Origin of the sequence: Vogesella sp. EB (assembly GCF_001037925.1) — a bacterium.
GTDB lineage: Bacteria > Pseudomonadota > Gammaproteobacteria > Burkholderiales > Chromobacteriaceae > Vogesella > Vogesella indigofera.
Genome location: NZ_LFDT01000001.1, coordinates 21,455 through 41,064, shown reverse-complemented (window position 1 = coordinate 41,064; position 19,610 = coordinate 21,455). Strand labels below are relative to the sequence as shown.

General features: G+C 65.1%; 17 protein-coding genes. 7 read left to right on the top strand and 10 right to left on the bottom strand.

The genetic code is table 11. From position 1 onward, the window contains the following. The 3 genes from ntrB to ACG97_RS00185 form a co-directional block, all read right to left on the bottom strand. Entirely contained in the window at positions 1-900 is a 900-nt protein-coding gene (ntrB, locus tag ACG97_RS00195) for a nitrate ABC transporter permease (RefSeq protein WP_047965302.1), read from the bottom strand. Positions 901-911: 11 nt separating this feature from the next. After that, positions 912-2,180: a CmpA/NrtA family ABC transporter substrate-binding protein gene (locus tag ACG97_RS00190; RefSeq protein ID WP_047965301.1), complete on the bottom strand. Its 1,269-nt coding sequence runs from the start codon at positions 2,178-2,180 to the stop codon at positions 912-914. Between the two features lie 354 nt (positions 2,181-2,534). Beyond that, entirely contained in the window at positions 2,535-3,113 is a 579-nt protein-coding gene (locus ACG97_RS00185; RefSeq protein WP_047965300.1) for an ANTAR domain-containing response regulator, read from the bottom strand. Between the two features lie 142 nt (positions 3,114-3,255). On the opposite strand from ACG97_RS00185, the gene ACG97_RS00180 reads away from it, so the two are divergent. The 3 genes from ACG97_RS00180 to ACG97_RS00170 all read left to right on the top strand — a co-directional run bounded on the left by ACG97_RS00180 (position 3,256) and on the right by ACG97_RS00170 (position 6,922). Continuing rightward, complete coding sequence (locus tag ACG97_RS00180; protein ID WP_047965513.1) at positions 3,256-3,837, top strand: DNA-3-methyladenine glycosylase I; 582 nt, start codon at positions 3,256-3,258, stop codon at positions 3,835-3,837. 122 nt (positions 3,838-3,959) lie between these two features. Continuing rightward, on the top strand, positions 3,960-4,625 hold the full coding sequence (locus ACG97_RS00175; RefSeq protein WP_047965299.1) for a methyltransferase: 666 nt from the start codon (positions 3,960-3,962) through the stop codon (positions 4,623-4,625). Positions 4,626-4,819: 194 nt separating this feature from the next. Beyond that, on the top strand, positions 4,820-6,922 hold the full coding sequence (locus ACG97_RS00170; RefSeq protein ID WP_238377218.1) for a methyl-accepting chemotaxis protein: 2,103 nt from the start codon (positions 4,820-4,822) through the stop codon (positions 6,920-6,922). Between the two features lie 269 nt (positions 6,923-7,191). On the opposite strand, the gene argS is transcribed toward ACG97_RS00170, so the two are convergent. The 5 genes from argS to ACG97_RS00145 form a co-directional block, all read right to left on the bottom strand. Next, positions 7,192-8,910: an arginine--tRNA ligase gene (gene argS, locus ACG97_RS00165; protein ID WP_047965297.1), complete on the bottom strand. Its 1,719-nt coding sequence runs from the start codon at positions 8,908-8,910 to the stop codon at positions 7,192-7,194. Between the two features lie 132 nt (positions 8,911-9,042). Beyond that, complete coding sequence (yegQ, locus tag ACG97_RS00160; protein WP_047965296.1) at positions 9,043-10,392, bottom strand: tRNA 5-hydroxyuridine modification protein YegQ; 1,350 nt, start codon at positions 10,390-10,392, stop codon at positions 9,043-9,045. Between the two features lie 21 nt (positions 10,393-10,413). Beyond that, positions 10,414-10,833 carry a hypothetical protein gene (locus ACG97_RS00155; protein WP_047965295.1) on the bottom strand — a complete coding sequence of 140 codons (420 nt, stop codon included), beginning with the start codon at positions 10,831-10,833 and terminating at the stop codon, positions 10,414-10,416. A 158-nt stretch (positions 10,834-10,991) separates the two neighbouring features. Next, complete coding sequence (locus tag ACG97_RS00150; protein ID WP_047965294.1) at positions 10,992-11,207, bottom strand: hypothetical protein; 216 nt, start codon at positions 11,205-11,207, stop codon at positions 10,992-10,994. A gap of 4 nt (positions 11,208-11,211) precedes the next feature. Then, complete coding sequence (locus ACG97_RS00145) at positions 11,212-12,048, bottom strand: ferritin-like domain-containing protein (protein WP_047965293.1); 837 nt, start codon at positions 12,046-12,048, stop codon at positions 11,212-11,214. A gap of 98 nt (positions 12,049-12,146) precedes the next feature. Between ACG97_RS00145 and fliW the strand changes: the two genes are divergently transcribed. Further along, entirely contained in the window at positions 12,147-12,587 is a 441-nt protein-coding gene (gene fliW, locus ACG97_RS00140; RefSeq protein ID WP_047965292.1) for a flagellar assembly protein FliW, read from the top strand. A 133-nt stretch (positions 12,588-12,720) separates the two neighbouring features. Here fliW and typA read toward each other — a convergent pair whose 3' ends face one another. Further along, on the bottom strand, positions 12,721-14,538 hold the full coding sequence (gene typA / locus ACG97_RS00135; protein ID WP_047965291.1) for a translational GTPase TypA: 1,818 nt from the start codon (positions 14,536-14,538) through the stop codon (positions 12,721-12,723). 116 nt (positions 14,539-14,654) lie between these two features. Here typA and ACG97_RS00130 point away from each other — a divergent pair, with 116 nt between their 5' ends. After that, positions 14,655-15,518: a hypothetical protein gene (locus ACG97_RS00130; protein ID WP_047965290.1), complete on the top strand. Its 864-nt coding sequence runs from the start codon at positions 14,655-14,657 to the stop codon at positions 15,516-15,518. 246 nt (positions 15,519-15,764) lie between these two features. On the opposite strand, the gene ACG97_RS00125 is transcribed toward ACG97_RS00130, so the two are convergent. Then, on the bottom strand, positions 15,765-16,757 hold the full coding sequence (locus tag ACG97_RS00125) for an NAD(P)H-quinone oxidoreductase (protein WP_238377217.1): 993 nt from the start codon (positions 16,755-16,757) through the stop codon (positions 15,765-15,767). 48 nt (positions 16,758-16,805) lie between these two features. Here ACG97_RS00125 and ACG97_RS00120 point away from each other — a divergent pair, with 48 nt between their 5' ends. Both ACG97_RS00120 and ccoS read left to right on the top strand, forming a co-directional pair. After that, a complete protein-coding gene (locus ACG97_RS00120; protein WP_047965289.1) occupies positions 16,806-19,229 on the top strand; it encodes a heavy metal translocating P-type ATPase in 2,424 nt (807 codons plus the stop codon). After that, positions 19,229-19,405: a cbb3-type cytochrome oxidase assembly protein CcoS gene (gene ccoS, locus ACG97_RS00115; protein ID WP_047965288.1), complete on the top strand. Its 177-nt coding sequence runs from the start codon at positions 19,229-19,231 to the stop codon at positions 19,403-19,405. Before ACG97_RS00120 ends, ccoS begins: the two co-directional genes overlap by 1 nt. The last annotated feature ends 205 nt before the right edge of the window (positions 19,406-19,610 follow it).

The following is a 19,610-nucleotide window of genomic DNA, read 5'->3' as shown; positions in this document are numbered from 1 at the left end:
TCACTCTCCCTGTCCGAAGCTGGCCTTCTTCGCCAGCCATACCAGTGCCTGTTCCAGCGCCAGCCCCACCAGACCGACCACGAAGATGGCGATCAGGATGTGCTCCACATTCAGGTTGTTCCATTCGTCCCACACCCAGAAGCCCAGCCCCACACCACCGGTGAGCATCTCCGCCGCCACGATCACCAGCCACGCGGTGCCGATCGCGAGGCGCACGCCGGTGAGCATGTGCGGCAGCACCGCCGGCAGCAGGATGACGCTGAACACCTTCCACTCCGACAGCCGCAGCACGCGCGCCACGTTGAGGTAATCCTGCGGCACCGCGCGCACGCCGGCGGCGGTATTGAGGATCATCGGCCAGATGCTGGAGATGAAGATCACCCAGATCGACGCCGGACTGGCAGCCTTGAACACCAAGAGGCCGATCGGCAACCACGCCAGCGGCGACACCGGGCGCAGCAGGCTGATCACCGGCGCCGTCATCCGTGCCAGAAAACCGAAGCGGCCGATCATGAAACCCAGCGGGATGCCGACCACGGCGGCGAGGCCGAAGCCGACGCCGACGCGGCCCAGCGACATCAGGATGTTCCAGCCTATGCCCTGGTCGTTGGGGCCGTTCTGGTAGAACGGATCGGCGAACAGCTCGGTGGCCGACGCCCAGGTGCTGAGCGGCCCCGGCAGGCTGCCGCGGCTGAGCTGCGACACCAGCGACCACAGCAGCACGAAGGCGATCAGCCCCAGCAGCGGCGGCACCAGCCAGCGGATGAAGCGCACCAGCGGTTGCAGCGACGGCGGCGCCGCGGCGAGCAGGGTCTTGCGCTTGCGCGGGCGGGCGCTGCGCGCGCCGGTGGCGGACGGGCCTGCGGCCAACATTGGCGAGAAAGTTTCTGCAGCACTCATGATGTCGCTCCTCAGGCCTTGATCTTGAAGCTGGCGGCGTAGGCGGCCGGGTTCTTGCCGTCCCACACCACGCCGTCAATCAGCTTGCTGGCACGCATGTCGCTGGCCGGCAACGCCACCCTGGCCATCGCCGCCGCGTCCTTGTAGATGGCGATCTGGTTGATCTGCTTCGCCACCGCCAGGTAGTCGGGATCGGTCTTCAGCAAGCCCCAGCGCTTGTGCTGGGTCAGGAACCACATGCCGTCGGACAGATACGGGAAGTTGACCTTGCCGCCGTCGAAGAACTTCATCAGCTTCGGGTCCTGCCACTTCTTGCCCAGGCCGTCCTCGTAGGCGCCGGCAAAGCGGCCGGCGATCACCGCTTCCGGCGCGTTGACGTAGGCCTTCTCGGCGATCAGCTTGGCGACGCTGGCGCGGTTCTTCACCTCGTCGATGTAGCGCGAGGCGTCCAGCAGCGCCGCCACCAGCGCGCGCGCGGTGTTGGGATACTTCTTCACCCACTCGCCGGTGGTGCCTAGCACCTTTTCCGGGTGATCCGGCCAGATCTGCTGCGTGGTGGCCACCGAGAAGCCGATGCCGTCGGCGATGGCGCGCGCGTTCCACGGCTCGCCGACACAGTAGCCGTCCATATTGTCGACGCGCATATTGGCCACCATCTGCGGCGGCGGCACCACGATGGTCTTCACGTCCGACAGCGGATTGACACCGTGCGCCGCCAGCCAGTAGTACAGCCACATCGCGTGGGTGCCGGTGGGGAAGGTCTGCGCGAAGGTGTACTCGCGCGGCTCGGCCTTGATCAGCTTGGCCAGCGCCGGGCCGGTGGTGGCGCCCTTCTCCTTCAGCTGGTTGGAGAGCGTGATGCCCTGCCCGTTCTGGTTCAGCGTCATCAGCACCGCCATGTCCTTCTTCGGGCCGCCGATACCGAGGTGCACGCCGTAGATCATGCCGTACAGCGCGTGCGAGGCATCCAGCTCGCCGTTGACCAGCTTGTCGCGCACCGCGGCCCAGCTGGCCTCCTTCGACGGCACGATGGTGATGCCGTACTTCTTGTCGAAGCCCAGCTTCGACGCGACGATCACCGAGGCGCAGTCGGTCAGCGGGATGAAACCGACTTTGACTTCGGTCTTTTCGGGTTTGCCGGTGGCCGCGGCAAAGGCGGAGGTGGCAAAGCCGGCAGGCAAGGCGGTTGAGGCCATCAGTGACAAGGCTCCCTTGAGGAAGTCGCGGCGTTCGTTGCCCGCCGCATGCGGGTGGAGATCGAGTTCGTGACGCTTTTCCATGTGCTGCTCCCAGAGTGAGTGGACTGCAAGTGCAAAAGAAAAAACGCCCGTCACCCCTTCATCAGAAAGGGCAACGGACGCCGTTGTCCGTGTTACCAGGCCTGCGCCGCCGTTGGCACCTTCCTGCTTTGTGACGCGTACTCGCGTCTCGCCATTCATTTAGCAAGGGTCGTGCCAACCATCAATGCCTTGTTTTTAATGGGTTTTTTATTTTACGACAATTATTTTGCACTGCAACAGCGCCGCGCGGCACCAGCTCGGCACAGGCGTGCACCACGAGTGGCGCCGCCAGAAAGCAAAAAGCCGCAACAGCATGCCTGTTGCGGCCAACCTTGCGCGACTGCGGCGGCGGATTCAGCTTTTCAGCCACTCCGCCAGGCTGATGATCTCCTGCGCCACCTCGGACAGCTTCTTCTGCTGCTTCATCGCCCGCTCGCGCAGCTGCTTGTAGGCGGTGGCCTCGTCCAGCCCCTTCATCTCCATCAGCAGGCCCTTGGCCTTTTCCACCACCTTGCGGTCGGCCAGCTGCCGTTGCGCGTCGGCCAGCTCGGCGCGGCGCGACACGTCGATCTGGTGGCGCTCGATCGCCACCTCCAGCAGCGGCTGGATGCGGCTGCTTTCCACGTCGCCGACCACATAGGCGGCGACGCCGGCGCTGAGGGCGGCGCGGATGGTGTCGCGGCTGCCGTCGTCGGTGAACATCACCACCGGCCGCTCGCTCTGCGCGCCCATCACGCACACCTGCTCCAGCATGTCGCGCGATGGTGCATCGCTGTCGATCAGCACCACGTCCGGACGCGCCGCCGCCAGCACGTCGGCCAGATGCAAGTTCGCCTCCACCTCGGCCACCACGCGCACGCCAGCCTGCTCCAGCAGCGTCCGCAACGACGCGGCCTTGCCGGAACCGTCCTTCACCAGCATGACTGTCAGCACCTTGTGTCCCTCTCTTATTTCGTTATTGCAGCAGAGCACAGCAATTGCCATGCCATGTACTGACAGCACGCTGGCAGCAGATCGCCATTACAATGCTGTCATTAACGGCAAACCGGCCATCACCCACAAGGAACCCGCCACCATGACCACCCTGCAACGCTGCGGCTGGTGCAGCGACGACCCGCTGTACATCGCCTACCACGACACCGAATGGGGGCAGCCGGTACACGACGACCGCAAGCTGTTCGAGATGCTGGTGCTGGAAGGCGCCCAGGCCGGGCTGTCGTGGATCACCATCCTGAGAAAGCGCGACAACTACCGCCGCGCCTTCCACCACTTCGACCCGCAACGGGTGGCGGCGATGGACGAGGCCGACGTCGAGCGGCTGCTGCAGGATGCCGGCATCGTACGCAACCGGCTGAAGATCAACAGCGCGATCCGCAACGCCCGCGTTTTTCTTGCAATGCAGCAAAAACATGGCAGCTTTGCTCGCTGGTTGTGGGATCATGTCGATGGCCAGCCGCTGCAAAACCAGTGGGCCAGCCTGGGCGAATGCCCGGCCAGCACCGAATTGTCCGACCGCATCAGCAAGGCGCTGAAAAAGGAAGGCATGAATTTTGTCGGCAGCACGGTGATCTACGCCTTCCTGCAGGCCACCGGTGTGGTCAACGACCATCTCTGCAACTGCCCGCAGCACCCGCAACACCGCCAGCACGGCGCGTAACACCCGAACACCCCGGCGGCCGCCACGCCGCCGGCAGCCCGACCCAGACTCTTCTTCCTGTTGCTGCGCACCTGGCGCGATAAGTTGATCAGTGCCGATCCCTCTATCGCCCGAAAGTGCCCATGCCCGGCTATCAGGTCAAATTCGAATCCGTGCTCATCGGAGACACCCGCTATCCCATCCGCTCGCTGCTGGATGGCAACCAGTACCACGATCCCGACGGCGCCGCCGCCGCGGCCGGCATTCCGGAAGCGGCGTGGCCGCTGTTCGGGCTGGTGTGGCCGTCGGCACGCATCATGGCCGACGCCATGCTCAGCAAGAACATCCGCGGCAAGCGCATTCTGGAGGTCGGCTGCGGTCTGGGGCTGGCCAGTCTGGTGCTGCAGCAGCGCGGCGGCGACATCACCGCCAGCGACTGCCACCCGCTGACCGACAGCTTCCTGCAGCACAACGCGCTGCGCTGCGGCCTGCCGGCGGTGCCGTACCAGAATGGCAACTGGGCCACCGCCAATCCGGCGCTGGGCAAGTTCGACCTGATCATCGGCAGCGACCTGCTCTACGACCGCGAGCTGCCGTCGCAGCTGGCCGGTTTTCTCGACCGTCACTGCGCCGACAACGCCGAGGTGATCGTGCTCGACCCCGGTCGCGGCAACAAGAATGCGTTCACCCGCGCGATGCAGGCACGCGGCTACCGTTTCAGCGAGCGCGCGGCGGCACGGCGGCAGAACAGCGGCGAGGCCTACAAGGGCCACTTCCTGACCTACACCCGCGGCCGTATCGACAGCTGAACGCCTGCGGCCAACGTTGGCCGCACGCGGTGCCGGCGCACCAGATCGGCGCAGCGGCACGTTCCCGGTCATCGCACTGCACCATGGCGGCGCGGCCGGCGCAGCATTATTTATCGAAATAATGGCCTGATTCTTGCTGCAACACGGCATCCCCCTCCGCTGACAGGATCGCCATGACTGCACCAAGTCCTACCATGTCCCTGAGTCGCAAAGAACAACACTGGCTGCCGTGGTTCGGCGGCACCGGCAAGCTGGCCATGCGCTGGAGCTGCCTGCTCAACCGTCACCGCCACGACGCGATGGCGCAGATTTTCGGTAGCCTGGCCGCCAACCGCGTCGACATCCTGCAGCGCTGGGCCAGCGAGCAATGGGCGCAGCTGGAGACACTGGCGCAACAGTGCCGCAGCAGCGCGCAGCCGCAGGCACTGCTGGCACGCCGCAAGCAGCTGGCGCCGGACTTCTCCGAGCTGTTCATCGTCGACGCCGCCGGCGTGGTGCTGGCGTCCACCGCCACGCAGCGCTGCGGCCAACGTCTGACGCAGCCGGCGGCGCTGCAGCGCGGCCTGCGCCAGCGTTTCCTGCACGGCCCCTACAACGACCCCGTCACCGAACAGCTGGGGCCATCCACCTCGCGCTTTCACGACGAAGTGACGCTGATGTTCTACCTGCCGCTGGACAATGGCAGCCGCTGCCTGTGCGGGCGGGTGCCCAACGACGTGATGGGCGACCTGATCCAGCGCGAGGCCGGGCACATCTTCCGCGACTCCGGCGACAACTACCTGTTCATGGCCAGACCGGTGTTCGATCCCGGCGTGGTGCCGGGCACCGCGCTGTCGCGTTCGCGCTTCGAGGACAAAACCTTCAGCCTCGGCGACAACCTGAAGGACGGCGTCGCCACCCCGTTCGGCAGCGTGCGGGTGCAGAAGCACACCGAGCTGGAGCTGCGCTTCAACGATCCGTCCAGTGGCCAGCTGCACCCCGGCGTGCGCGAGACCATACGCTGCGGCGAAAACACCTTCGTCAGCTATCCCGGCTACGCCGACTACCGCTACATCCCGGTGGTCGGCCGCGGCGTCACCTTCCAGCTGCCCGGCAGCGACGACACCTGGGGCATGATGTGCGAGGCCGATCTGGAAGAGGTGTACCGCAGCCGGCCGCTGGGCTACCGCCTGACGCGGCTGTACCTGCTGACCGCCATTCCCGCCGGCCTCGCCGGCTGGGCCATCGACCACTTTGCCGGGCTGCCGGCGGCGCTGTCGCTGCCGGTGTTCTGGGTGGCGCAGGCGCTGGGGGTGCTGGCGTTCTACCACCTCGGCGCCAAGCAGCTGACCGGGCGCGTCACCTCGCTGATCCGCGCCATCCGCAGCATCGCCGAGGGCGGCGGCGACCTGCGCCAGCGTCTGGACCTGGACAGCCGCAAGCCGGACGAGCTGTCGACGCTGGCCAGCTGGTTCAACAGCTTCATCGACAAGCTGGAAGGCACCATCCGCCAGGTGGTGCACGCCTCGCACGAGATCGGCATCGCCAACCAGCAGCTGCAGGGCAGCCGCCACGACACCCGCGACAGCGTGATGGGCGTGGTCGAGCGCATGGCAGAGATGCGCCCGCTGCTGGGGCAGCAACAGCAGCAGATCGACCACGCCAGCGACAGCGCCGCCAGCATCCTGCAGCGCATGGAAGCGCTGGCGCAGGGCAGCACGCAGCAGGTGGCGCTGATCCGCGAGCGTTCGCAGGGCATCCGCGAATCGGTGCTCGGCTCGTCGCAGACCCTGCAGCAGCTGCAGGCCAGCGCCAGCGAGATCGGCGAGATCGTGGCGGTGATCCGCGACATTGCCGACCAGACCAACCTGCTGGCGCTGAACGCGGCGATCGAGGCGGCGCGGGCCGGCGAATCCGGCCGCGGCTTCGCCGTGGTCGCCGACGAGGTACGCAAGCTGGCCGACCGCACCGCCAGCGCCACGCTGCAGATCGGCGGCATGATCAGCGGCATCCAGCAGCAGGCGGCCGGCGCCGTCAGCAGCATGGGCAGCGGCATGAGCAAGATGGAAGACGGCCTGAAACTGGCCGAGGACGCCGCCCACGACAACGGCGACGCGCAGCAGCTGATCACCACCCTGATCACCGCCATCGATGGCATCGCCAGCGCCAGCCGCGGTTATGGTGACAAGGTGCAGCACGTCGACAGCGCCACGCAAAACATCAGCAGCGTGCTGCTGCAAAGCGAGCACAGCGCCGAGCAGACCGCCGCCGCGAGCCAGCGCCTGGCCGCGCTGATGCAGCAGTTCAAGGTCGCCTGAACACACCGGCAACGCGGCAGGCCCCACCCGGCCACCCGTAACGGCTGCCGACCCGATCGGTCATGCAGCCAGCGCCAGCCGGTCCATCTCGCCGGCACCGCAACACAGCATCCGCAAGGGTTGGCCGCAAGCAATCCCGCGCCAGCCTGGCCCCGGCAGCCTCGTCACCAGCGGGCGCCATGAAAAAACCCGCCAGTTGGCGGGTTTTTTCATGGACTGGCGTGGCGCACGGCTGGCCTTGCGGCCAACCTTGGCCAGTACGGCGTGCCTTACATCGCTTCCAGCACCGCGATGCCGAGCAGGCCGAGGCCGGTTTTCAGCGTCTTGCCGGTCAGCGCCGCCAGTTGCAGGCGGCTGTGGCGTACCTCGCCCTCGCTCTTCAGGATCGGGCAGGCCTCGTAGAAGCGCGAGAACAGCGTCGCCACGCTGTACAGATAGCTGCACAGGTGGTGCGGCTGGCTGCCTTCGGCCACGGTGGACAGCACGTCCTCGAACTGCGACAGCGCTACCGCCAGCTGCTTCTCCGCCGCTTCGCTGATGACGATGGCGGCCGCCGGGTTGTAGTCCTCGGCCTTGCGCAGCACGCTTTGCACGCGGGTGTAGGCGTACTGCAGGTAAGGCGCGGTATTGCCCTCGAAGCTGAGCATCGCGTCCCAGTCGAAGATGTAGTCGGTGTTGCGGCTCTTGGACAGGTCGGCGTACTTCAGCGCGCCGATGCCGACGGCCTCGGCGATCTGGCGGCGTTCGCTTTCCGCCATCTCCGGGCTCTTGCCGCTTACCAGCAGGTAGGCGCGCTCGATGGCCTCGTCCAGCAGGTCGACCAGCTTCACGCTGTCACCGGAGCGGGTTTTCAACGGCTTGCCGTCCGGGCCCATGATGGTGCCGTGGCCGATGTGCTCGAACTGTGCGTCGGCGCGCAGGAAACCGGCTTTGCGCGCGGTGGTGAACAGCTGCTGGAAGTGCAGGCTCTGGCGCGAATCGACCACGTACAGGCAGCGATCCAGCCCCAGCACACGGGTACGGAAGCGGATCGCGCCCAGATCGGTGGTGGCGTACAGATAGCCACCGCCCTGCTTCTGCACGATGTAGGCCGCCGGCTCGCCTTCCTTGTTCTTGAATTCGTCGAGGAACACCACCTGCGCGCCCTGGCTCTCGGTCAGCAGCCCCTGCTGGCGCAGCTCTTCCACCAGCACCGGCAGGTCGTCGTTGTAGAAGCTCTCGCCGCGCACGTCGTCGTCGGTCAGCAGCAGGCCCAGCTTGCGGTAGATGGCATTGCAGTGTGCCAGCGACAGCTTGACGAACTGCTGCCACAGCGCCAGCACCTCGGCGTCGCCCGACTGCAGGCGCACCACGTAGTCGCGCGCCAGGTCGGCGAAGGCAGGGTCTTCGTCGAAGCGTTTCTTGGAGTGCTTGTAGAACACGTCCAGGTCTTTCAGCTCCAGCTCCGCCTCGCCAGCGGCGCGCGATTCCACCATGTGCGCCACCAGCATGCCGAACTGGGTGCCCCAGTCGCCGACGTGGTTCTGGCGAATGACGTCATGACCGATGAAGCTGTTCACCCGCACCAGCGCATCGCCGATGATGCCGCCACGCAGGTGGCCGATGTGCATTTCCTTGGCCAGGTTGACCGAGGAGTACTCGACCATCACCTTTTGCGGCGCCGGTTTGCTGATGCCCAGCGCGTCGTCGTGCAGCGCGGTTTGCAGGCGTGCGGCGACAAAGGCCGGGTCGAGGTGGATGTTGATGAAGCCGGGACCGGCGATCTCGATCTTGCTGGCGATACCGGCCAGGTCCAGCTTGGCCACCACCTGCTCCGCCAGCGCGCGCGGGTTGGTCTTCAGCGCCTTGGCCGCGCCCATCACGCCGTTGGCCTGATAGTCGCCGAATTCCGGCTTGGAGGCGGTCTGGATGGCAGCATTGGCGCCCTCGACGCCGACGGCGGCCAGCGCGGCCACCACACGGTCATTGATCAGTTGCTGAATGGTCATATCGGTCCTGAAAAATCAAAGGCCGGACGCAAGGGCGTCCGGCTGGGATGCAATGCACAAATTGTACGGGCTAACCGTGCTTGCGGCCAACCTTTGCACCACAAAGGTTGGCCGCAACGGCGGGGATGCGGCTCAGAACAGGCGCGCCAGCAGTGCCTTCTCCATGCCGGCCATGCCGGGGATTTTCACCTTCACGCCGTTGCCCGGTGCCACGCTGGCGCTTTCGCCGTTGCGGGTCATCGCGGTGAGTTCCACGGTGCGGTTGCCGCTCGGGTGGATGATTTCCACACGGTCGCCAACGGCGAAGCGGTTTTTCACGTCGATCAGCGCCCAGCCGTCGGCGTCCACTTCCATCACGTCGCCGACGTACTGGCTCTGCTTGGCGATGGAGTGACCGGACAGGTAGTTCTGGTGTTCCTGTGTCTGGTGACGCTCGAGGAAGCCCGGGGTGTAGCCACGGTTGGCCAGGCCTTCCAGCTCGGCCAGCAGGCTGTAGTCGAACGGGCGGCCGGCCACGGCGTCGTCGATCGCGCGGCGATAGGTCTGCGCGGTACGCGCCACGTAGTACAGGCTCTTGGTGCGGCCTTCGATCTTCAGCGAATCGACGCCGATCTTGACCAGCTTTTCCACCTGCTCCACGGCGCGCAGGTCCTTGGAGTTCATGATGTAGGTGCCGTGCTCGTCCTCGATGATCGGCATCATCTCGCCGGGGCGGTTGGCTTCCTCGATCAGATAGGTCTTGTCGGCCAGCGGATGGCGCTCTTGGCTGCCACAGGCGGAGAAGTTCTGGTTGGCTTCTTCCAGCGCCTTGCCGAAGTCGAAGTCGATCTTCTGCGGCTTCACGTCACCGGCGTCGTCGCCCTGGGTGTCGTGCACCTTGTAGTCCCAGCGGCAGGCGTTGGTACAGGTGCCCTGGTTCGGGTCGCGGTGGTTGAAGTAGCCGGACAGCAGGCAGCGGCCGGAGTAGGCAATGCACAGTGCGCCATGCACGAACACTTCCAGCTCCATGTCCGGGCATTGCTGGCGGATCTCGGCGATTTCGTCGAGGGACAGCTCGCGCGACAGGATGATGCGCTCCACGCCCATCTTCTGCCAGAACTTCACCCCCATGTAGTTGGTGGTGTTGGCCTGTACCGACAGGTGGATGGGCACGTGCGGCCAACGTTCGCGCACCATCATGATCAGGCCGGGGTCGGCCATGATCAGCGCGTCCGGCTTCATCTCGATCACCGGTTCCATGTCCGACATGTAGGTCTTGATCTTGCTGTTGTGCGGCAGGATGTTGCTGGCCACGAACAGCTTCTTGCCGCGGGCGTGCGCTTCTTCGATGCCGATGCGCAGCTCTTCCAGCTTGAAGTCGTTGTTGCGCGCACGCAGGCTGTAGCGCGGCTGGCCGGCGTACACCGCATCGGCACCAAAATCGTAGGCGGCACGCATCTTGTCCAGCGTGCCGGCAGGCAGTAGCAGCTCGGGAGCTTTCATCGGGGAGGCTTCTTCAGTGGTTCAGTGCAACAGACAGGACATCGGCAGCGGCGCGAGGTCGGGCTCGACAAAAGCCCGGCGCGCGATGTCGTCGTTGAGTTTGTGTTCGGAATAGTGCTGCCGCAGCAGCGCCGGCAGGCCATCGAGCAGGTCGGGGTTGGCCGCAACAAAATCCTGCCAGTTGCCCAGGCACTCCGGCATGGTGTCGAGACGGTCGTAGACCAGCGTCAGGCTGGCCATGGTCAGCGTGTGGTGGTACTTCTCCGCCGCACCCTGTGCCATCGCGTAGCGCGACAACGCGCGCGCGCAGCGGGCCGCCGCCTCGCGCGCCGGATAAAACTGGCGGTACGACCACGCCGCCAGCAGGTGCGCGCGATGATTGAACTCGGCCGCTGGCAGGGTATTGCTTTCCAGCTGCAGCAGAAACGCCTGTGCATCCATGTTTGATTGTCCCGGAGTCAAGCCAAAGCAAAAGGCCCCGCGACGGAGCCTTTTGATGAATTTTTTGTTGCGCTGCGATTATGCGCGCCGCCCTGCGCAGCGTCAAGCCGGCCACAGCGCACAACAGCGACATCAAGTTACTGTTTTTTGTAGCATTTTTAGCGTTTTCCACCACGCATCAGCGCCAGAAGGCCCAGCATCTGGCCTGCCACGCCCAGCACCATCAGCACGATGGACAGCAGCAGCAGCGGCACACTGCCGGCCGCCGCTTGTTGCAGCGCAGAAGCCAGCACGAACAGCAGGCTGCCGATGATCATGCAGCCAATGGCCAGCGGCCGTCGTGCGCACAGGTGACGAAACAGTTGTTGCAGCATGGCATTACGCTCCGGCTGAAAGGCGCCGCCGGGTGACGGCAAAGTCTTCCAGCATCGCCAGTTCGAATTCACTGAAGCCCGCCGCCCGGCGCGCCTCCCAATTGTAAGCACCGCGCAGGTTATCGACTTCGTAGTCGATCAGCAACTGGCGGAAGCAGGCCAGCGGTTCGATGCCGCGCGCGTCGCACAGTGTGGTGAACCAGTAGTTGCCGATCTGCACGTGGCCGATCTCGTCCTCGAAGATCTGGTCGAGGATCGCCACCGTCGCGCTATCGCCCAGCGCCGCCAGCTTTTTCTGGATCGGCGGCACCGCGTCAAGGCCGCGCGCCTCCAGCACCCGCGGCACCAGCGCCATACGCACCATCACGTCGTGATCGGTGTCCACCGCCATCTGCCACAGGCTGTTGTGGCCGACAAAATCGCCGTAGTCAAAACCCAGCTGCTGCAGCCGCTCGCGCAGCATGTTGAAGTGCTTCGCCTCTTCCGCCGCCACCCGCAGCCAGTCTTCGACAAAGGTGTCCGGCATGTCACGGAAACGCCAGACCGCATCCAGCGCCAGATTGATGGCATTGAATTCGATATGGGCGATGGCGTGGATCAGGCCGGCGCGGCCGGCGACGCTGCCCAACCCCTGGCGCGGCACCTCGAACGGCGACACCAGCTGCGGCCGCGCCGGGCGCCCCGGCGCCGGCAACGGATGCGGCAAGGGCAGCGCGTCCGCCGCGCGCGGTAGCCGGCCGGCCAGCCACTGCTGATGACACAGGCTGGCGAGCCGCGGTTTGGCGTCGATATCGCTGCTGCACAGCGCCTGATAGACGGCAGGATAGAGAGAGGAAGTCATGGCGCGGCATTTTACCCGTTGCCGGCTGACATTTGTCAGCCAACAACGCCCGCAGCTATTGCATAATGCCGGTTCACGATGTCATGAGGAGACGCACCATGCTGTTCAATTCCAGCCTGCTCGGCCAGGTCGAAGTCGATGAAAACACCATCATCACTTTCGAGGCCGGCCTGCCTGCCTTCGAGAACTGCACCCGCTTCAAGCTGTTCCACGAAGCCGACAGCAACAGCCCCAGCGTGTTCTGGATGCAGTCGCTGGACAATCCCGACGTACTGTTCAGCGTGACCGACCCGCAGAAACTCGGCATCCGCTACGAGATCGAACTGAGTCAGGACGAGGTCGCGGCGCTGGCACTGAGCCGCCAGGAAGACGCCGCCATCCTGCTGACCATCTACCGCGAGCTGCCGAGCGACGAAGCCAACCCGGCGCTGTCGCAGCTGCGCGCCAATGTCCGCAACCCGCTGATCATCAATCTGGCAACGCAGAAAGCGCTGCAGAAAACCGGTCTCGCCTGCGACATCGTGTTCCACAACCGCTGAACCGGATCGCAAGAGGACAAGGTTGGCCGCAACGCTTGCGGCCAACCTTGCCCCCGCCGCCATAAAAACCGCCCGACAGGCCAGGCCTGTCGGGCGGTTTTAGCTGGAACCGTTGCCGGTTCCTGCCAGCCATTTAGTTGGCGGCAGCCTTGTTCATGCGGCGACGATCGGATTCGTTCAGGAAACGCTTGCGAATACGGATCGACTTCGGCGTGATTTCAACCAGTTCGTCGTCGTCGATGAATTCCACAGCCGATTCCAGAGTCATCTTGATCGGGGTAGTCAGGCGCACGGCTTCGTCGGTACCGGAGGCACGTACGTTGGTCAGCTGCTTGCCCTTGACCGGGTTCACCACCAGGTCGTTGTCGCGGCTGTGAATGCCGATGATCATGCCTTCGTACAGCTTGTCGCCTGGCGACACGAACATGCGGCCGCGGTCTTCCAGCTTCCACAGTGCGTAGGCCACGGCGTCGCCGTTTTCCTGCGAGATCAGCACGCCGTTGTGACGGCCTGGCATATCCGGCTTCACCGGTGCGTAGTCGTCAAACACGTGGCTCATCAGGCCGGTGCCGCGGGTCATGGTCATGAAGTCGGACTGGAAGCCGATCAGGCCACGCGCCGGAATGTGGTATTCCAGACGGGTACGGCCCATGCCGTCAGATTCCATGTTGGTCAGTTCGCCACGGCGACGACCGATTTCTTCCATCACGCCGCCCTGGTGGTTGTCTTCCAGGTCGATGGTCAGGTTTTCGTACGGCTCGCACTTCTCGCCGTTGATGTCCTTGTACACCACGCGCGGCTTGGCCACGGCGATTTCAAAGCCTTCACGACGCATGGTTTCCAGCAGGATGGTCAGGTGCAGTTCGCCACGACCGGATACGCGGAATACGTCGGAGTCTTCGGTGTCTTCAACACGCAGTGCCACGTTGGTCAGCAGCTCTTTGGTCAGACGGTCGCGAATCTGGCGCGAGGTCACGAACTTGCCTTCGGTACCGGCCAGTGGCGAGGAGTTCACCATGAAGTCCATGGTCAGGGTCGGCTCGTCCACACCCAGCACCGGCAGGCCAACTGGCTGGTCCTTGTCGCAGATGGTCACGCCGATACCGATGTCTTCGATACCGGAGATGATAATGATGTCGCCAGCTTCGGCGCTTTCAACCGGTACACGCTCCAGGCCACGATAGCCCAGCACCTGGTTGATACGACCGGCAGCAACCTGGTCTTCGTGGTTCATTACGACAACTTGCTGGCCCGGCTTGATGCGGCCGTTCAGCACGCGGCCGATACCCATGCGACCGGTGTAGGTCGAGTAGTCCAGCGCGGAGATCTGGAACTGCAGCGGGGCGTCGGCATCACCGGCCGGAGTCGGTACGTGCTTGAGCACGGTCTCGAACAGCGGACGCATGTTGTCGGATTCTTCTTCCAGTTCCAGCTTGGCAAAGCCGTTCAGGCCGGAAGCGTAGATCACCGGGAAGTCCATCTGTTCGTCGTTGGCGCCCAGTTTGTCGAACAGGTCGAAAGTCTGGTCTACCACCCAGTCCGGACGTGCGCCCGGACGGTCTACCTTGTTGATCACCACGATAGGACGCAGGCCCAGGGCCAGTGCCTTCTTGGTCACGAAACGGGTTTGCGGCATCGGGCCTTCAACGGCATCCACCAGCAGCAGTACGCCATCCACCATACCCAGAACGCGCTCTACTTCACCACCGAAGTCGGCGTGACCAGGGGTGTCAACGATGTTGATGTGCACACCTTCGTACTCGACGGCGGTGTTTTTGGACAGAATGGTAATGCCACGCTCTTTTTCAAGATCGTTGGAGTCCATTACACGTTCGTCAACTTGCTGGTTTTCACGGAAAGTACCGGATTGACGCAGCAGCTGGTCAACCAGCGTGGTCTTGCCGTGGTCAACGTGGGCGATAATGGCGATGTTACGAATTTGTCGGGTCATGGGAACACGTAGTTTTAGAAAGTCGCGCGAATAATAGCACAAACAGGGTTGCAGTTCACCGCCTGGGGTGGCTTTATTTCGGTACACTGGCGGCGTTTCATCAGGAGAACAACACAATGTACGACTGGAATGCGCTTTGGCACACTCATGCCGGCAAGCAGCAGCGTTTTGCGAGCGAGACGCTGGACATCAACCAGCTGGCCCCGGAACTGGGCGCCACGCTGCATCGCGCCGCACGCAACCCGCACGACATCGCCGTCTACGACCACGGCGACCACTACAGTCTGTTGCGCCACGACCAGGGGCTGCAGCTGCTGCGCCTGGAAAAGCGCGTCCTGTTCGACATTGCCATCCGTCTGGTCACCGCCGACGAGGGTCAGGCGCTGGCGCTGCCCTACCTGGAAGTGCTGGTCGACAACCTCGCCACCGGCGAAGCCGGCAGCTGGCGCGCCGAAGTCCGCTGCAGCGAGGATGGCGAACTGCTGGCCAACGACGCCCTGCTGCAACACGAACAGCCGCCGCTGATGGACTGGCCGGAGCTGAGCTTTGCCGACGATGCCCGCTTTGCCGCCGCGCTGCGCGACAGCTGGCAGGAAGCCGCCGAAGCCGTCACCCTCGACGCCGCCGCCTGGTTCAACGCCGAAGCACTGGAGCAGCACGCGGCCGAGCCGCCACTGGACGCCCGCATTCAGCAGATGTGCGAGCGCTACGCCGAGATCGTCCGCCGCGAGCAAGCGCTGCTGTCGCGCCAGTTCAGCGACGAGGAGTTGCTGCTGATTGCCGAGGTGTTGCGCGGCGTGACCTTCGAATCCGCCGAATCCTGCCGCGGCCTGTGGCTGGCGGTGGAAAACCGCTTGCTGCAGGACGAACTGGACCGCAAGCACGGCGTCGATGGCGCCGCACTGCTGCGCCAGTTGCAACAGCTGAGCTACACCCAGGAAGTGGCGCTGATCGAGGCGCTGGCACCGGCGCAGGACTGAGAACCTGCTCACGATCTGCTGCGCTTCGGCGATACCACGTTGAAAACGGCTTCGGAATGCTCATTGACCCGATGTCAACTCCGCTTCCTCAGCCGTTTTCGCCTTGTCTCACTCTAGCTCGCGAGATCGTGAACACGTTCCAAGCAAAAAAAACGGGGCAATCCGTCCAAAGATTGCCCCCACCCCTATCCATTCAGCAGAAAGTGAACACCGTTTGCTGATGCACTGCATCATAGAGGCGCCAGATTACGCCGCCGTGACAGGGAACAGCGTCAGCACCACCTTGCCGAGATTGCGGTTGTCGGCCAGATACTGGTGCGCCTCGGCCACCGCTGCCAGCGGATAGCTGCTGTCCAGCGTCACGCGGGCGCGACCGGACTGCAAGGCCGGCAGCACCTGCGTTTCCAGCGCCTGCGCCAGCTGGGCGCGCCGCGCCAGCGGCTGGGTGCGCAAGGTCGAGCCTTGCACCCGCAAGCGCTTCATTAGTAGCTGCGCCAGATTGATCTCGCTCTTGCTGCCGCCCATCACCCCGATCAGCAGCAGCCGGCCGTCGGCGCGCAGGCTGGCCAGATTGTCGGCAAACAGCGCCGCGCCCACCGGATCGAGGATCACGTCGACACCGCCAGCGGCCTTGAGGTTGGCCGCAAAGCCCGGCTGGCGGCTGTCGATGGTCAGCATCGCACCCAGCGACTGGCAGTAACAGCGCTTCTCCTCGCTACCGGCGCTGGCCACCACCTCGGCGCCGAGCAAACCGGCCAGCTGGATCGCCGCCGCGCCAACACCGCTGGCGCCGGCGTGTATCAGTGCGCGCTCGCCCTCCTGCAGCTCGGCCAGCTCGACCAGGTTCAGCCACGCCGTCATCCACGCCTCCGGCAGGCTGGCGGCCTCGACCCAGCTCAGCCAGTCCGGTTTCGGAATCGCCACCGCGCTGTCCAGCAGCGCGTACTCGGCATAACCGCCGCCCGCCACCAGCCCGAACACGGCATCGCCCTGCTGAAAACGCGACGGGCCGTTGACGGCATCGACAATGCCGGCCACCTCCAGCCCCAGTAGCGGCGACGCGCCCGGCGGCGGCGGATAATGCCCTTCACGCTGCACCAGATCCGCGCGGTTCACCCCAGCGGCCAACACCCTGACCCGCAGCTGGCCCGGCTGCGGCTGCGGTTTTTCGATCAACGCCAGTTCCAGCGTTTCCACCCCGCCCGGGGCCTGTTGAATCACGGCCTGCATAGACATCATTGACCCTCCGCAAGCTAAGCATGTGCACTTGCATTACAATAGCACGCCATGAGCGCACCCTGTTTCCACTGCGGGCTTCCCGTCCCCGCCGATGCCGACTACCCCGTCCGTTACCGTCAACTCCAGCAGCACACCTGCTGCGCCGGCTGCCAGGCCGTGGCACAGACCATCATCGATGCCGGGCTGGACGACTACTACCAGCACCGCACCGAAGGCGGCCGCCCGGCCGAGGCGCTGCCGGCCGAGCTGCTGCAACAGATGCAGCTGTACGATAACGACGAACTGCAGAAAAGCTTTGTCCACCTCGAAAGCGAACAGGTCCGCGAAGCGGCGCTGATGCTGGAAGGCATTACCTGCGCCGCCTGCGTCTGGCTCAACGAGCAGCAACTGCGCCGCCTGTCCGGCGTACTGACGGTGGACATCAACTACGCCACCCACCGCGCCCGCGTGCGCTGGGACAACAGCCGGCTGCAGCTGTCCGCCATTCTGGAGGCCATCGCCGCCATCGGCTACCGCGCCCACCCCTACGACGCCTCGCGCCAGGAAGCGCTGCACCAGAAGGAACGCAAGCAGGCGCTGAACCGGTTGTGGGTCGCCGGGCTGTCGATGATGCAGGTGATGATGTACGCGGTACCGGTGTACATGGCACCGGACGGCGAGATCGAGGCGCAATACCTGTGGCTGCTGCACTGGGCCAGCTTTGTGCTGACCGTGCCGGTGGTGATCTACTCCGCCATTCCGTTCTACCGCGCCACCTGGCGCGACCTGAAGACACGCCGCGCCGGCATGGACACCCCGGTCACCATCGGCATCCTCACCGCCTTCTTCGCCAGCTTCTGGGCGCTGATCAACCGCATCGAACACGGTATCTACTTCGACTCGGTATCGATGTTCGTGTTCCTGCTGCTGGGCGGGCGCTACCTGGAAGGCATGGCGCGACGCAAGACCGGCGAGGCCACCGAACGGCTGGTCAAACTGCTGCCGGCGTTCGCCCACCGCCTCGACAACTGGCCGACCTCGCGCGACAGCAGCGAGGTGGCTGCGGCCAACCTTGCGCTGGGCGACCTGCTACTGGTCAAACCCGGCGAAACCATCCCCGCCGACGGCATCATCCGCGACGGCCAGTCCAGCATCGACGAATCGCTGCTCAGCGGCGAGAGCCTGCCGGTCGCGCGCCGCAGCGGCGAGGAAGTGGTCGCCGGCAGCGTCAACAGCGCCAGCCCGCTGGTGATCGAGGTCAACCGCATCGGCCAGGGCACCCGTCTGGCCGGCATCGTGCGGCTGCTGGACCAGGCGCTGGCGGAAAAACCGCGACTGGCGCTGCTGGCCGACCGTTTCGCCAGCGTGTTTGTCGCCGCGCTGCTGCTGGTGGCGCTGGCCACCTTTGCCGGCTGGTACTGGTACGAGCCGGCACGCGCGCTGTGGATCACCGTCGCGGTGCTGGTGATCTCCTGCCCCTGCGCGCTGTCGCTGGCAACCCCGGCGGCACTCACCGCCGCCACCGGCCACCTGGCGCAGCTGGGCGTGCTCACCGCGCGCGGCCATGCGCTGGAAACGCTGAGCAAGATTACCGACGTGGTGTTCGACAAGACCGGCACCCTCACCCACGGCCGCATGCAGCTATTGCAACTGCAGACCTTCGGCGCGCTCGACAACAGCACGGCGCTGGCACTGGCAGCGGCGATGGAATCCGGCTCCGAGCACCCGATCGCGCGGGCACTGCTGGCCGCCAATGAGGCGCCACTGCCGGCGCTCGGCGACGTGGCCAACACCCCCGGCCAGGGCATCAGCGCCCGCCTGCAGGACACCGTCTGGCGCCTGGGGCGGCCGGAATTCGTCAGCAGTCGCGCAACAATCATCCCGGCCGACTGGCCGGCGGCGGCGACCTGCATCGCGCTGGGCCACGACGACGAGATCGTTGCGCTGTTCGCCATTGGCGACCAGCCGCGCGCCGAGGCCGCTGCCGTGGTGCAGCAGCTGCAGCAACGCGGCCTGACCCTGCACCTGCTGTCCGGCGACGCCGCACCGGCGGTCGAACACCTTGCGGCCAACCTTGGCCTGGATCACGCCCGCGCCGCGGCCACGCCGGAAGACAAGCTGGCCTACGTCAGCCAGCTGCAGCAACAGGGCCGCCGCGTGCTGATGATCGGCGACGGTGTCAACGACGCGCCGGTGCTGGCGCGCGCCGACGTATCGCTGGCGATGGGCGGCGGCACCGATGTCGCCCGCGCCAGCGGCGACCTGATCCTGATCCACGACGAGCTGGGCCGTCTGCCGGCGACGCTGGCGCTGGCACAGCGCACCATGCACATCATCCGCCAGAACCTGTGGTGGGCGGCGCTGTATAATCTGCTGGCGCTGCCGCTGGCCATCGCCGGCTGGATCACGCCGTGGCTGGCCAGCCTCGGCATGGCGCTCAGCTCCTTACTGGTGGTGGGCAACGCCCTGCGCCTGATCAAACGGGATAAATGATGGAAAGCCTTTATTTGCTGATACCGATGAGCATCGTGCTGGTGTTCTTCATCGGCGTGCTGTTCTGGTGGTCGACCCGCTCCGGCCAGTTTGATGATCTGGAAGGTCCGGCGCACCGCATCCTGATGGACGATGACGACACCAACGACGACGACACCCCGCCAGCCGCACGCTGAGCACCGTTTCATCCTGACGCCACGCCGAGGCTTCGGCGTGGCGTCGTGCTTTTCGGTCCTGCCGCCGCGCGGCGTGGCAAAAAAACGGGGGAGCAAGCTCCCCCTCGAAAACCGCACCGTTGCAGGGCACGCAGCCGGCACGGTCACAACCCCCGATCGCCACCGCGTCACGGCGGCCATCGGCTTGCCGCCATTGTGCGCAGCG

Bases quoted from the DNA above. Each gene is read 5' to 3' on its own strand.
- ntrB (WP_047965302.1), bottom strand. From the start codon at position 900: ATGAGTGCTGCAGAAACTTTCTCGCCAATGTTGGCCGCAGGCCCGTCC.
- ACG97_RS00190 (WP_047965301.1), bottom strand. From the start codon at position 2,180: ATGGAAAAGCGTCACGAACTCGATCTCCACCCGCATGCGGCGGGCAAC.
- ACG97_RS00180 (WP_047965513.1), top strand. From the start codon at position 3,256: ATGACCACCCTGCAACGCTGCGGCTGGTGCAGCGACGACCCGCTGTAC.
- ACG97_RS00175 (WP_047965299.1), top strand. From the start codon at position 3,960: ATGCCCGGCTATCAGGTCAAATTCGAATCCGTGCTCATCGGAGACACC.
- ACG97_RS00170 (WP_238377218.1), top strand. From the start codon at position 4,820: ATGTCCCTGAGTCGCAAAGAACAACACTGGCTGCCGTGGTTCGGCGGC.
- argS (WP_047965297.1), bottom strand. From the start codon at position 8,910: ATGACCATTCAGCAACTGATCAATGACCGTGTGGTGGCCGCGCTGGCC.
- yegQ (WP_047965296.1), bottom strand. From the start codon at position 10,392: ATGAAAGCTCCCGAGCTGCTACTGCCTGCCGGCACGCTGGACAAGATG.
- ACG97_RS00155 (WP_047965295.1), bottom strand. From the start codon at position 10,833: ATGGATGCACAGGCGTTTCTGCTGCAGCTGGAAAGCAATACCCTGCCA.
- ACG97_RS00150 (WP_047965294.1), bottom strand. From the start codon at position 11,207: ATGCTGCAACAACTGTTTCGTCACCTGTGCGCACGACGGCCGCTGGCC.
- ACG97_RS00145 (WP_047965293.1), bottom strand. From the start codon at position 12,048: ATGACTTCCTCTCTCTATCCTGCCGTCTATCAGGCGCTGTGCAGCAGC.
- fliW (WP_047965292.1), top strand. From the start codon at position 12,147: ATGCTGTTCAATTCCAGCCTGCTCGGCCAGGTCGAAGTCGATGAAAAC.
- typA (WP_047965291.1), bottom strand. From the start codon at position 14,538: ATGACCCGACAAATTCGTAACATCGCCATTATCGCCCACGTTGACCAC.
- ACG97_RS00130 (WP_047965290.1), top strand. From the start codon at position 14,655: ATGTACGACTGGAATGCGCTTTGGCACACTCATGCCGGCAAGCAGCAG.
- ACG97_RS00125 (WP_238377217.1), bottom strand. From the start codon at position 16,757: ATGATGTCTATGCAGGCCGTGATTCAACAGGCCCCGGGCGGGGTGGAA.
- ACG97_RS00120 (WP_047965289.1), top strand. From the start codon at position 16,806: ATGAGCGCACCCTGTTTCCACTGCGGGCTTCCCGTCCCCGCCGATGCC.
- ccoS (WP_047965288.1), top strand. From the start codon at position 19,229: ATGGAAAGCCTTTATTTGCTGATACCGATGAGCATCGTGCTGGTGTTC.